We start from the raw sequence: 13,955 nt of genomic DNA, 5'->3' as shown, positions 1-13,955 counted from the left end.
GATCAAGATCAAGATCAAGATCAAGATCAAGATCAAGATCAAGATCAAGATCAAGATCAAGATCAAGATCAAGATCAAGATCAAGATCARGATCAAGATCAAGATCAAGATCAAGATCAAAAGATCGCAGGCTTCGCCAGCTCCTACAGTGGGTGAGGTGCCTGGTCTTTATTTATGCCGGGTCACTGCGATGCAGCGGGATGTTTTCCAGCTCATAGCGCAGCTCGTCGATCAGCTTTGCGATGCTCTCTTCCGAGCGGACGCTGTCGACACTCATGCCGCTCACCACCAGGTCCACCTCACCGCTTTCACGGTGATACAAACGCACGGTGAGGGTGCCGTCGCCATTGAGGCTGCATTCGCAGGCCAGCGGCGTAAAGCTTTCTTCGAGACGGGCGCGCAAAGGGGCCAGATGGGTCATGCGATGCACCTCAGCCCCGGGGGCGCAAATGAACGGTGGACAGCGCCGACCTCCTGGTCCACCTAGACATCCTGTCGCGCTCATACTGGTTTCGTTCGCTGCACATTGTGGCGTATTCCTTGACTGTTTCGTGGGGACGCGACATCACAGACGATGTCGCACACTGACAGCCTAAGGAACCGAACCCCCATGCAAAACCCGAATTTGCACCAGCATGCCCGGTGCATTTGCACTGGCTATCATGGTGCCTTCATTCGCCATTCGTTCGCGAACAAACCCCGCTCCCGCGCCCAGACAATCGCCTCGCTGCGGCTATGGACATCCAGTTTCGAATACAGCGTCGCCACGTGATTGCGCACGGTGTTGGGCGCCAGCTTCAGGCGCGCGGCGATTTCCTTGTCTGCCAGGCCTTCGCAAATCAGCCCCAGCACGTCACGCTCCCGGGCCGTCAGCTCAGTGAATGACACACTGGGCACCTGGGCGTTGATGCTCTTCACGTTAGCCAATTTTTCAATCAGGGTCCGACTGAACCAGGACGCGTCCTTCATCACCTCTTCGATAGCCGCCACCAGCTCCAGCTCCGAGCGTTTGCGCTCGGTGATGTTCATCAGCACCAACAGATAGCAAGGCTTGTCCTGAATAAGCACCGTATCGGCGGCGACCTCACAGTCGATGAGTTCGCCGCCCTTCTTGTGTACCTTGACGTCGATACTCGAGACAGCGGCGGCCTTTTCCAGCCGCGCAAACAGCGCGGCGCTGGCGTCCTTGTCGAGGAAGCCGATCTCCTCCACGGTTTTGCCCAACAGCTCTTCGCTGGCGTAACCGGTGGTATGGAGAAACGCCTCGTTGATTTCCAACAACTGCTGTTCGGCGCTGCACACCAGGGTGGGTACGGGCGACAGGCGGAACGACTTGGCAAAGCGCTCCTCGCTCTGGCGCAGCGCCGTTTCTGCCTTGCGTCGCGGCTCCATGTCCATGAAGGAAAACAGCATGCAGTCTTCGTCGTGCAGGTCCAGCGGCTGGCCGGCGACGATCACCTGCTTGATGGTGCCGTCGGGCAATTTCAACTCGGCCTGCATTTGCGGAATAGTCGCGCCCTGCCCCAGGCGTTCGATGGCCAGGTCGCGCCTTTCGGCGGCTTCAAGCACGTCAAGCTCATACACCGAACGCCCGATCACCTGCTCGCGACTGTAGCCGGTCATCTCCAGGAACCCCGGATTGACCTTGATGTAACGCAGGTCACTGAGGCGACAGATCACCGCCGGTGCCGGGTTGGCCCCGAAGGTTTTCTCGAAACGCTGCTCGGCGCTGGCCCATTCGGTGGCATCGCTGAGGATCAGCACGAGCAGTTCCGGTTCGCCGTTGCGGTCGGCCAGCACCATGCTGCGGATCCGATGCACCCAGGTCCGATCCGGGTCGGCCTGGGGCGTGACTTCCACCAGCACATCACTGAACTCATCGCCACGGGCAACCCGGGCGATGGGGTAGTTGTCGTCGCTCAGCGGGTGGTTGTTGCGATAACGCAGATTGAAACGCCGGGCGTATTGCCTCGCCGTGGTGCCCAGCTCACTGAGGTCCTTGACCCCATGCATCGCCAAGGCCGCCGCGTTGGCCCAGGCAATGGTCTGGTCGACCTCGATCAACATCACCCCGTCGGACAGTCCGGCAATGATCTGCAGCAATTGACGACGGTTGGTATCGGTGGTCGGGACTTGCTGATTCATTGGGTCTCCATGTGGTCGGAAGCACATGGAGATTACGACCACCCGCAGAGACGACACGTTCCCCATGTGTAGGAGCTGTCGAGTGCAACGAGGCTGCGATCTTGTCCCATACAATTGAGTCGAGAGCGAAAGATCAAGATCAAAAGATCGCAGGCTTCGCCAGCTCCTACATAGGCGTTCCCCTGTGGGAGCTACGATCTTCTAGCCTTCTAGCCTTCTAGCCGCCATGCGCCCCTCGGCAATCGCCTGTGAGGCGGCCAGCATCGCTCGCAGCAGCACCGCGCAACCGGCGGCGAGGTCGTCCGGGGCGGCGTTTTCGATTTCGTTGTGGCTGATGCCCCCTTCGCAGGGCACGAAGATCATCCCGGCCGGGCCCAGTTCGGCGAGGAAAATCGCGTCATGGCCGGCACCGCTGACGATGTCCAGGTTGGACAGGCCCAGCCCCTGGGCAGCGCCGCGTACGGCGTCGACGCAGCCCTTGTCGAAATACAGCGGCGGGAAGTCAGCCGTGGGTTTCAAATCGAAGGTCAGGCCGTGTTGCCGGCAGGTCTCTTCGATCACCTGCTTGACCTCGGCGATCATCGAATCCAGCCGCGCCGGTTCCAGGTGACGAAAGTCCAGGGTCATGCGCACTTCGCCGGGGATGACATTGCGCGATCCCGGATAAGCTTGCAGGCAACCGACCGTGCCGCAGGCATGGGGTTGATGACCGAGGGCGGCACGGTTGACGGCGCCGACGATGATCGAGGCGCCCACCAGGGCGTCCTTGCGCAGGTGCATCGGGGTCGGGCCGGCGTGGGCTTCGACGCCGCGCAACGTCAGGTCGAACCACTTCTGCCCCAGGGCGCCCATTACTACGCCGATGGTCTTGCCTTCGTCTTCGAGGATCGGCCCCTGTTCGATGTGCGCCTCGAAATACGCCCCCACCGGGTGCCCGCTGACCTGGCGCGGGCCGGCATAGCCGATGGCATTGAGCGCCTGGCCCACGGTGATGCCTTCGGCGTCGACCTTGGCGAGGGTTTCTTCAAGGGTGAATTTTTCCGCGAACACGCCGGAGCCCATCATGCACGGGGCGAAACGCGAGCCCTCTTCGTTGGTCCACACCACCACTTCCAACGGTGCTTCGGTTTCGATGTTCAGGTCATTGAGGGTGCGCAGCACCTCCAGCCCGGAGAGCACGCCAAAGCAGCCGTCGAACTTGCCACCAGTGGGCTGGGTGTCGATGTGGCTGCCGGTCATCACTGGCGGCAGGTTCGGATTGCGCCCCGGGCGACGGGCGAAGATATTGCCCACCGCATCGATGCTGACGGTGCAGCCCGCCGCCTGGGACCATTGCACGAACAGGTCGCGGGCCTGGCGGTCAAGGTCGGTCAGGGCCAGCCGGCACACCCCACCCTTGACCGTGGCACCGAGTTGGGCCAGGTCCATGAGCGATTGCCACAGGCGATCGCGGTTGATGTGCTGATGGGTGGATTGCAGAACGTCCATGGCTGCGTTCATGGGGATCTCCATTTTTTCAGGCATTGTTTGGGTGTGTTCGAGGCCGCTATCGCGAGCAAGCTCGCTCCCACAGGGGATCTGCTGTGCATACAGGTTTTGCATCCACCCAAATCCAGTGTGGGAGCGAGCTTGCTCGCGATGAGGCCCTCCTTCACACCGCTGTTTTGGCAACGGACGGGCTTGCTCGCATACTGCACAACCCGTAATAAATCACCCCGCCCAGCGCCGAGCCGGTGAACCAGCCGTAGCTGTAGAACCAGCTGAACGCATCGCTGCCCAGGGACAGCAGCGTCAGCACCACCGGCACGCCAAAGGCGATGAAGCCGTTCCAGTTCCACGCAGGGTAAACGTCGTCGCGGTACAACCCGGCCAGGTCCAGTTGCTGTTTCTTGATCAGGAAATAGTCCACCACCATGATTCCGGCAATCGGCCCCAACAGGCTCGAATAACCCAGCAGCCAATTGGAATAGACCGACTCCAGGCTAACCTCGGACACGATCAGGCCGAGTTTCTTCAGCAGCTCGTGGGCCATCAGCGCCAGCCCCACCAGCCCGGTGAGCATCACCGCCTTGGTGCGGCCGATCAGTTTCGGCGCCAGGTTCTGGAAGTCGTTGGTGGGCGAGACGATGTTGGCGGCGGTGTTGGTCGAGAGCGTGGCGACAATGATCAGCACCATCGCCAGGGCCACCCACACTGGGCTCTGGATGTGCCCGATCAAGGTCACCGGGTCGGAGACGGTCACCCCCACCAGTTTTTCCGAGGCAGCGGTCATGACCACGCCGAGGGAGGCGAACAGGAACATGGTCAATGGCAGGCCGATGATTTGCCCCACGATCTGGTCTTTCTGACTCCTGGCGTAACGGCTGAAGTCAGGAATGTTCAACGACAGCGTGGCCCAGAAACCGACCATGGCCGTCAGACCGGCAAGGAAGTAGCTGGTCACCCCGGCGCCTTCGGGACGCTTGGCCGGGACCGCCATCAGCTCAGTCAACGAGACATTGGGCAACGCCCATAGCAACAGCCCCGCCCCCACCAGCACCAGCAGTGGCGCAGACAAGGTTTCCAGCCACTTGATCGACTCGGCACCGCGCAGCACCACCCACAGGTTGATGACCCAGAACACCATGAAGCCGATCACTTCGCCGGTGCCACCCAGGCTCTTCCAGCCTTCGAACACCGAGCCGAGAAACAGGTGGATCGCCAGCCCGCCGAACATGGTCTGGATCCCGAACCAGCCACAGGCCACCAGGGCGCGAATCAGGCACGGCACGTTGGAACCAATCACGCCGAAGGATGAGCGCAACAGCACCGGAAACGGAATGCCGTACTTGGTCCCGGCAAAGGCATTCAGGGTCAGGGGGATCAGCACGATGATGTTGGCAAACAGAATCGCCAGCAGCGCCTCGCCCACCGTCAAGCCGAAATAGGCGGTGAGCACGCCGCCGAGGGTGTAGGTCGGCACGCAGATCGCCATGCCGACCCACAATGCGGTGATGTGCCATTTGTTCCAGGTTCGCTCATGCACCTTGGTCGGCGCGATGTCGTGGTTATAACGGGGGCTGTCGAGGACGTCGCTGCCGGCTTCAAGCTCGAACAACCCGTCGCGCTCAGTCACTGTTGATCTGGTCATGTCCGCTCCACTGTTTTCATTATTTTTGCTCATCGACTGGCGATGGCCGGAGTACTTGCACGCGTGCTACCGACCACTGCGCCAGACCACGACGGCACTCAATAACCGTGCCGAATAACGCGCCGAGCTGACCAGATGATCGATATAACCTTCTCAAACATTTGATATTTAAAGATTTAAAGCCAATTAACCGCCCTGCTTCACTTCGTGCTCATCAACTTGAGGCTAGATGAGCTGTACGTCCTGTCGAGTTCGAGATTCAAAGTGGTGCACCCCGAATCAAGGCGAGGTGTCTGGACCGCACTTCAAGCGCTTTCAAGCCGCTGATTTACCATGACAAATCTCGCTCAAATAATGATCCTGTCAAGTGCGTCAAAATGGTGAGCACGCTCACCATTTTGGTGATTTCTAAAATTAATCCTTTAATTTCAATTAGTTAATAATCGTATAAGCTAATAAAAAATAATCTTGCTCATTTCAACAACTCCAGCTAGCGTCTAATCCTGACAGTCGTGACAAGAATGAAAATCTGCACGACGTCGTCACTTAATAACCGTGATCGATAAAACATAAAGAACCGGCAACAGTCGGTCATGCCTGCGAGGAACTCGGAATGTCTCTGTTGATCCGTGGTGCCACCGTTATTACCCATGATGAAAGTTATCGCGCCGATGTGTTGTGTGCCGACGGTGTGATCAAGGCCATTGGTGAAAACCTGGATGTTCCGGCCGGCGTCGAAGTGCTCGATGGCAGCGGCCAATACCTGATGCCCGGCGGCATCGACCCCCATACGCACATGCAGTTGCCGTTCATGGGCACGGTCGCCAGTGAAGACTTCTTCAGCGGCACGGCGGCAGGCCTCGCCGGCGGCACCACCTCGATCATCGACTTCGTGATTCCCAACCCCCAGCAGTCGCTGATGGAAGCCTTTCATCAATGGCGTGGCTGGGCCGAGAAAAGCGCCAGCGACTACGGTTTTCACGTGGCAATCACCTGGTGGAGCGAGCAGGTCCGCGAGGAAATGGCCGAGCTGGTCAACCATCACGGCGTGAACAGCTTCAAGCATTTCATGGCCTATAAGAACGCAATCATGGCCGCCGACGACACCTTGGTGGCGAGCTTCGAGCGTTGCCTGGAACTGGGCGCGGTGCCCACCGTGCACGCCGAGAACGGCGAACTGGTCTACCACCTGCAACGCAAGTTGCTGGCCCAGGGCATCACCGGGCCCGAAGCCCATCCGTTGTCGCGTCCTTCGCAAGTGGAAGGCGAAGCCGCGAGCCGCGCCATCCGCATCGCCGAAACCTTGGGTACACCGCTGTACCTGGTGCACGTGTCCACCAAGGAAGCACTGGACGAAATCACCTACGCCCGCAGCAAGGGCCAACCGGTCTACGGTGAAGTACTGGCCGGCCACTTGCTGCTGGACGACAGCGTCTATCGCGACCCGGACTGGCAGACCGCCGCCGGCTACGTGATGAGCCCGCCCTTCCGCCCGCGCGGACACCAAGAGGCGCTCTGGCACGGCTTGCAGTCCGGCAACCTGCACACCACCGCCACCGACCACTGCTGCTTCTGCGCCGAACAGAAAGCCGCCGGCCGTGACGACTTCAGCAAGATCCCCAACGGCACCGCCGGTATCGAAGACCGCATGGCCGTGCTCTGGGACGAAGGGGTCAACAGCGGCAAATTGTCGATGCAGGACTTCGTCGCCCTCACCTCCACCAACACCGCGAAGATCTTCAACCTCTACCCACGCAAGGGAGCGATCCGCGTCGGCGCCGATGCCGACCTGGTGCTTTGGGACCCGCAAGGCAGTCGCACGATTTCCGCCAAGACCCACCATCAGCAAGTGGACTTCAACATCTTCGAAGGCAAGACCGTGCGCGGCGTGCCCAGCCATACCATCAGCCAGGGCCGGCTGGTCTGGGCCGATGGCGACTTGCGCGCCGAACGCAGCGCGGGGCGTTATATCGAACGGCCGGCGTATCCGGCGGTGTTCGATTTGCTGAGCAAGCGGGCTGAACTACAGCGTCCGATTGCTGTGAAGCGCTGAACCCAGGCCTTCGGCCTATCGCGAGCAAGCTCGCTCCCACAGGGATCTGCGGTGCACATAGATTCAGCACCCAGTGTGGGAGCGAGCTTGCTCGCGATGAGGCACAGCCCAGACACCGAAAAAACCACTGCCCACCAGAGGCAGCACCTCAAACACCGTGAGGCCCACTCCATGATCCAGCCCTTGAGTCACCTCCCCCATTCCCAGGAAGACCCGGCCACCCTCGCCGCTCGCTTCAGCGACCTGGCGCCGCCACTCAACGCGCGCCAGGCCCACCTGGAAGCGTCCCGGTGCCTGTACTGCTACGACGCGCCATGTGTGAACGCCTGTCCAAGCGAAATCGACATTCCTTCGTTCATCCGCAACATCCATCAGGACAACGTCCAAGGCGCGGCGCAGAAGATTCTTTCGGCCAACATCCTCGGCGGAAGTTGCGCTCGGGTCTGCCCCACCGAGGTCCTGTGCCAGCAAGCCTGCGTGCGCAACAACGCCCATGAATGCGCGCCCGTGTTGATCGGCTCGTTGCAGCGCTATGCCGTGGACAACGCCCACTTCAGCGAACACCCCTTCCAGCGTGCCGCCGCCACCGGCAAGCGCATCGCCGTCGTCGGGGCCGGGCCGGCGGGCTTGTCGTGTGCACACCGCAGTGCGATGCACGGCCATGACGTGGTGATTTTCGAAGCCCGCGACAAAGCCGGCGGCCTCAACGAATACGGAATCGCCAAGTACAAACTGGTGGACGACTACGCCCAACGTGAACTGGACTTCCTGCTGGGCATCGGCGGCATCGAAATCCGCCATGGCCAGAAACTCGGCGACAACCTGAGCCTGAACGACCTGCACCAGCAATTCGACGCGGTGTTCCTCGGCCTCGGCCTGGCCGCCAGCAAACAACTGGGTCTGAGTGACGAACAAGCGCCAGGGCTGCTGGCCGCCACCGAATACATCCGCGAATTGCGCCAGGCCGACGACTTGAGCCAGTTGCCCCTGGCCGACCGCTGCATCGTGCTCGGTGCCGGCAACACCGCCATCGACATGGCCGTGCAAATGGCTCGCCTCGGCGCCCGGGACGTCAACCTGGTCTACCGGCGCGGCCTTGAAGACATGGGCGCGACCTTGCACGAGCAAGACATCGCCAAGGCCAATCAGGTACGCCTGCTGACCTGGGCCCAACCGCAACAGGTGTTGCTCGACGACACGGGAAATGTGCGCGGCATGCGCTTCTCTCGCACACATCTGGAGAACGGCCGGCTGGTCATCGGCACCGACACCTTCGACCTGCCCGCCGACGCCATTTTCAAAGCCATCGGCCAAGCCTTCGACGACAACGCGCTGGTGGACCCACTGGCCCGGGAGCTCAAGCGCCAGGACGGGCGGATCTTGGTGGACGAACACCTGCGCACCAGCATTCCCGGTGTCTACGCCGGCGGCGACTGCACCAGCCTGGACCAGGACCTCACCGTGCAGGCCGTGCAGCACGGCAAGCTCGCCGCCGAGGCGATCAACGCTCAACTGATGCTCAACGTGGAGGCTGCGTAAATGGCCGATCTATCGATTGTCTTCGCCGGCATCAAAGCGCCCAATCCGTTCTGGCTGGCTTCCGCGCCACCCACCGACAAGGCCTACAACGTCGTGCGTGCCTTCGAGGCCGGTTGGGGTGGCGTGGTCTGGAAAACCCTCGGTGAGGACCCAGCCGCGGTGAACGTGTCCTCGCGTTATTCGGCCCACTACGGTGCCAATCGCGAGATATTGGGCATCAACAACATCGAGCTGATCACCGACCGCTCGCTGGAGATCAACCTGCGGGAAATCACCCAGGTGAAAAAGGACTGGCCGGACCGGGCGCTGATCGTGTCGCTGATGGTGCCCTGCGTTGAAGAGTCCTGGAAGAACATCCTGCCGCTGGTGGAAGCCACCGGCGCCGACGGCATCGAGCTGAACTTTGGTTGCCCCCACGGCATGCCGGAACGGGGCATGGGCGCGGCGGTCGGCCAGGTGCCGGAGTACGTCGAGCAGGTGACCCGCTGGTGCAAGACCTATTGCTCGCTGCCGGTAATCGTCAAACTCACGCCGAACATCACCGACATCCGCGTCGCCGCCCGCGCGGCCCATCGCGGCGGTGCGGATGCGGTGTCGTTGATCAACACCATCAACTCCATCACCAGCGTCGACCTGGACCGCATGGTCGCCCTGCCCAGCGTCGGCAGCCAGAGCACCCATGGCGGTTACTGCGGCTCGGCGGTCAAGCCGATCGCGCTGAACATGGTCGCCGAAATCGCCCGCGACCCGCAGACCCAAGGCCTGCCGATCTGCGGCATCGGCGGCATCGGCAGTTGGCGCGACGCCGCGGAATTCATCGCCCTGGGCAGCGGCGCGGTGCAGGTCTGCACGGCGGCGATGCTGCATGGTTTTCGCATCGTCGAAGAGATGAAGGACGGCCTGTCGCGCTGGATGGACGATCACGGGCATGCCAACCTCCAGGCGTTTTCCGGTCGCGCGGTGGGCAACACCACCGACTGGAAGTACCTGGACATCAACTACCAGGTCATCGCCAAGATCGATCAGCAGGCCTGCATCGGCTGCGGCCGCTGCCACATCGCCTGCGAGGACACCTCACACCAGGCCATCGCCAGCCTCAAGCAGGCTGACGGCACGCACAAATATGAAGTGATCGATGAAGAGTGCGTGGGCTGCAACCTGTGCCAGATCACCTGCCCGGTGCAGGACTGCATCGAGATGGTGACGGTGGACACCGGCAAGCCGTTTCTGGATTGGAATCATGATCCGCGTAATCCCTATCATGTCACTGTCTGAGGGTTAGGGTGCCTGAACTGGCGCCATCGCGAGCAAGCTCGCTCCCACAGTGGATTTGTGTTCACCACCGATCCCCTGTGGGAGCGAGCTTGCTCGCGATGAGGCCATCAGCCCCAACACCAATCTCAAGACTCCCCCTGGACTAACAGTTCTGCTAGTAGACACCCCCCAAAAAATCCCCGAGCCTTAAACAGCCGAACCCACCCACTAGAGCCCAGCCCATGTCGACGTCAACGATGAAGATACTGTGCCGCTACCAATACGACCCCCTGGACCGCCTGACAGGCTTGAAGCCTGCGGAGCATCTGGACACACAGCGCTTCTACCAGAACGACGAGTTGGTCAACGAGATCGAAGGCCAGGTGGAACTCACCATCCTTCGCCATGAAGCCCAGCCCCTGGCGCAACGCTTGCACATCGCCAATGTCACCGAGACGACGCTGTTGGCAACGGACCAGCAGCGGTCGGTTTTGCAAACACTGGCCGGTACTGATACCCAGCCGATGGCATATACCGCCTATGGTCATCGGTCTACGGAAAGTGGCTTGAGCAGCTTGCTGGGGTTCAATGGCGAGCGCCCCGATCCGGTAACGGGGCATTATTTATTGGGACAGGGTAATCGGGCGTTTAATCCGGTGTTGATGCGGTTTAATAACCCAGATGAATTGAGTCCTTTTGGGGACGGGGGGATTAATGCGTATGCATATTGTGGGGGGGATCCGGTTAATCGGTATGATCCGAGCGGGAATAGTTTTATCTATATAATCAAACCATGGAACTTCGTAAAAAATCTAAATGGGTTAAATCTTTCATCAAGAACAATTGCACGAACTGATAGACCAATTGGGTTAAATTTTTCATCGACTGCCTTAGGTAAAAAACGCAGCGTGGCGGCAGGATTACCGCCAGAGCCAGAGATATGGAACAACGCGCCTCATACCTACAAAAAAAAAGCAACCTTAAAGCTACTCCGAGATCGCACCTACGAAAGAAACCTAAGGCAAGATGCGAGAAAATGGGATAGCTATGTGAAAAAAAACCCTCAAACCTCCATAGAAGCCGATATTGAAAGGCTAGATATATACAATAAAGCTTTACGCAACTTAGAAAACGCTAAAAATTTTTCGGTGGCCGACAAATCGGCGTTGAATGCCAGGGTCTACAAAACAAGAATGATAGCCAAGCGCAGTGCTTGGAAAAACCTAAAAAGGTTGAAGACGGAGACTCAACGAGTTCGTAAATAACCGACCTAGTAAATCCACTTACGCTGCGGAGCATCAGCCTGATAGCGGGCTACGGCTCCAACCCAATCCCCCGCAAAATCACACTGGTCACCGTCTGCACCGCCCGCTCGAACTGCATGTCCGACAACGGCTGGTGGTCGTTGAGGATATTGATCTGGTGGTCGAAGTCGGCGTAATGCTGGGTCGAAGCCCAGATCATGTAGAGCAGGCTTGAAGGCTCCACCGGCAGGATGCGTTTGTCCTCAACCCACTGGCGGATTTTCGCTTCCTTCATCTTGGCCCAGTCATAGAGGCTGGCGTCCAGCGCCTGGCCCAGCGTCGGGGCGCCGTGGATGATTTCGTTGGCCCAGACCTTCGAGCCGTAGGGCCGGCTGCGGGAGTGGTTCATCTTGGCGCGGATGTAGCTGCTGAGCACCACCCGCGGGTCGTCGAACATTTCGAAGCACAAGGCGTCCTGTTTCCAGACCTCCAGCAGGTCGAACAGCACGGCGCTGTACAGCTCGCTCTTGGTGCTGAAGTAGTAATGCAGGTTGGAACGAGGCAATTGCACTTCGGCGGCGATGTCGGCCATGGCGGTGCTGCCGAAGCCTTTCTCGGCAAAGACCTTCTCGGCGGCCAACAGGATTTTCTCGACGTTACTGCGACGAATCTCGATCTTGTGATTGCCCATGAGGGCTCCCTGGCAACAGCGTTGAGCAAGACTAGCATTCACCCAACTTTGAAAACACTGGGGATCCCTGTGGGAAGGCTTTTGTGACGAGGGAGCTTGCTCCCGCTCGGTTCTGTAGGAGCTGTCGAGTGCAACGAGGCTGCGATCTTGTCCCAGACAATTGAGTCGCAAGCGAAAGATCAAGATCAAAAGATCGCAGGCTTCGCCAGCTCCTACAGAACCGAGCGGGAGCAAGCTCCCTCGCCACAAAAGCGGGTTTTGCGCTATGTCGGCTGGCGTGCTTCGACGTTGTCCAGCGCACGATTTGCCAGCATTGCGCTCAGTTCGATCAGTTGCTGGATGCCCAGGGCAATGTGGCGCCTGGGACCTTCCAGGTCGAAGGCCAAGTCATTGACCATGGCGTTGGCCGAGGCCAGGTTTTCGCTGAGGTTGGCGAGCAGGGTCTCGGTGTCGACGCCGTTGACGACAGTGAACAGTTGGCCGGGATCGGCCTCGGGTTTGCTGGGTTTGGGCTTGAGGTAGGAATCGAGGATGCGGTCGGCGGCTTTGTCGAACGCTTTTGAGCTGGATGGATCTGTATCCGGTGGGTTGGGTGTTGGTTTGAACATAGATGAAGCTCCGATGCTGTAGATGGGAGCCAACACCCTCTCGCTACCAAACGAATTAGGGTGGCGGCCATACGAAGGTTGGTAGACCGGGCATCGGAGCCGGCGCCTCCGAAGAGGCCCTGCGCATGGCCACCAAAAAGCAAAGTGCATGATTGCACTTGCAAGCGATGACGCTATGCACCGACACCAGGGCTACCAAACCCGATCGCTGATTCAATCAGCGACCCGGAAACGATAAAGCCCTGGCCCCAAGGCGCACAAGCCGGCGGATTCTGGCGCAGTTGTAGGCAACGGCGCAAGACAACGTAGCCCGATCCCGAACGATCCTACATCTGGATAAACACAGGCCTGTTTGGACTGGAAATAGGGTTAACAACACACCCCTGTGGCGAGGGAGCTTGCTCCCGCTGGGTGGCGAAGCCGCCCCAAGATTTTGTGCTGAAATACAGAACCTGGGCCTGCTTCGCAGTCCAGCGGGAGCAAGCTCCCTCGCCACAAGAGTCCGCTTAAGCCTTCTGATCGGGGACATTCGACTAATGTCTTAGACCAGTCATCGCACAACCAAGCACCCTCCCCGCTATTCTCAAGCCCCGAATGTGCCCGGCGCCACGGCCTGCGATCTTGACCTAGATGGGTGACGACCATTGAAATGCCTCATTTTGAAGCACTCCCGAGTTGGATAATTCCGATAATGGCCAGTTGACAACGAGGAGCCGCTTCCAAATAATCCCCTCATGTTGTACGACGACGTATGACAAATAAAAACAACAAAAAAAGTAGGGAGCGTCATAGTGAGCACACGTGTCCGTTTTTTGCCCGACAACCGTCCAAACCGCCGTACCCTTCTCAACACCAGCCCCGCCCTGATTCTGCTCGGTTGCAGCAGCCTTGCGGCGTTTCTGCCCATGACCGCCAGCGCCGAAGGCTTCGTCGATGACGCCAAGGCCACGCTGACCCTGCGCAACGCCTATTTCAACCGTAACTTCACCAACCCGAACGCCGCCCAAGGCAAGGCCGAGGAATGGACCCAGAACTTCATCCTCGACGCCAAGTCCGGTTTCACTCAGGGTGTGGTCGGTTTCGGCGTGGACGTGCTGGGCCTGTACTCGGTGAAGCTAGACGGTGGCCGCGGCACGGCCGGCACGCAACTGCTGCCGGTGCACGATGACGGTCGTCCGGCCGATGACTTCGGTCGCCTGGGCGTCGCCCTCAAGGCCAAGGTGTCGAAGACCGAACTGAAAGTCGGTGAGTGGATGCCGGTGCTGCCGATCCTGCGTTCCGACGACGGCCG

General features: G+C 59.7%; 11 protein-coding genes. 5 read left to right on the top strand and 6 right to left on the bottom strand.

The window, feature by feature from the left end; genetic code table 11:
- Positions 1–172: 172 nt before the first annotated feature.
- From AB4Z20_RS27585 to AB4Z20_RS27570, 4 genes are all read right to left on the bottom strand, one after another.
- On the bottom strand, positions 173–421 hold the full coding sequence (locus AB4Z20_RS27585; RefSeq protein ID WP_253475772.1) for a DUF1652 domain-containing protein: 249 nt from the start codon (positions 419–421) through the stop codon (positions 173–175).
- Positions 422–660: 239 nt separating this feature from the next.
- Positions 661–2,145 (bottom strand): helix-turn-helix transcriptional regulator, encoded by a 1,485-nt coding sequence (locus tag AB4Z20_RS27580; protein ID WP_214512656.1) that lies wholly within the window; start codon positions 2,143–2,145, stop codon positions 661–663.
- 201 nt (positions 2,146–2,346) lie between these two features.
- Positions 2,347–3,645 carry a Zn-dependent hydrolase gene (locus AB4Z20_RS27575; protein WP_442091150.1) on the bottom strand — a complete coding sequence of 433 codons (1,299 nt, stop codon included), beginning with the start codon at positions 3,643–3,645 and terminating at the stop codon, positions 2,347–2,349.
- 151 nt (positions 3,646–3,796) lie between these two features.
- The gene (locus tag AB4Z20_RS27570; protein WP_258688518.1) at positions 3,797–5,275 is read right to left on the bottom strand and encodes an NCS1 family nucleobase:cation symporter-1; all 1,479 of its coding nucleotides are present in this window, start codon (positions 5,273–5,275) and stop codon (positions 3,797–3,799) included.
- Between the two features lie 613 nt (positions 5,276–5,888).
- Between AB4Z20_RS27570 and hydA the strand changes: the two genes are divergently transcribed.
- The 4 genes from hydA (at position 5,889) to AB4Z20_RS27550 (ending at position 11,386) form a co-directional block, all read left to right on the top strand.
- A complete protein-coding gene (hydA, locus tag AB4Z20_RS27565; RefSeq protein ID WP_320388845.1) occupies positions 5,889–7,328 on the top strand; it encodes a dihydropyrimidinase in 1,440 nt (479 codons plus the stop codon).
- Between the two features lie 171 nt (positions 7,329–7,499).
- Complete coding sequence (locus tag AB4Z20_RS27560) at positions 7,500–8,867, top strand: NAD(P)-dependent oxidoreductase (protein ID WP_320388846.1); 1,368 nt, start codon at positions 7,500–7,502, stop codon at positions 8,865–8,867.
- Positions 8,868–10,142, top strand: a complete 1,275-nt coding sequence (gene preA / locus AB4Z20_RS27555; protein ID WP_214512652.1) for an NAD-dependent dihydropyrimidine dehydrogenase subunit PreA — start codon at positions 8,868–8,870, stop codon at positions 10,140–10,142.
- Positions 10,143–10,363: 221 nt separating this feature from the next.
- Positions 10,364–11,386 (top strand): RHS repeat-associated core domain-containing protein, encoded by a 1,023-nt coding sequence (locus AB4Z20_RS27550; RefSeq protein WP_442091147.1) that lies wholly within the window; start codon positions 10,364–10,366, stop codon positions 11,384–11,386.
- Positions 11,387–11,435: 49 nt separating this feature from the next.
- On the opposite strand, the gene AB4Z20_RS27545 is transcribed toward AB4Z20_RS27550, so the two are convergent.
- Entirely contained in the window at positions 11,436–12,056 is a 621-nt protein-coding gene (locus tag AB4Z20_RS27545; RefSeq protein WP_003202912.1) for a TetR/AcrR family transcriptional regulator, read from the bottom strand.
- A gap of 263 nt (positions 12,057–12,319) precedes the next feature.
- A complete protein-coding gene (locus tag AB4Z20_RS27540) occupies positions 12,320–12,664 on the bottom strand; it encodes a DUF6124 family protein (protein WP_442091145.1) in 345 nt (114 codons plus the stop codon).
- 905 nt (positions 12,665–13,569) lie between these two features.
- Between AB4Z20_RS27540 and AB4Z20_RS27535 the strand changes: the two genes are divergently transcribed.
- On the top strand, positions 13,570–13,955 hold a 386-nt coding region (locus AB4Z20_RS27535; protein WP_442091152.1), incomplete at its 3' end, for an OprD family outer membrane porin.

It is taken from the genome of Pseudomonas sp. KB_12, assembly GCF_052114545.1.
Lineage (GTDB): Bacteria > Pseudomonadota > Gammaproteobacteria > Pseudomonadales > Pseudomonadaceae > Aquipseudomonas > Aquipseudomonas brassicacearum.
This window is presented reverse-complemented; position numbering and strand designations above follow the sequence as displayed.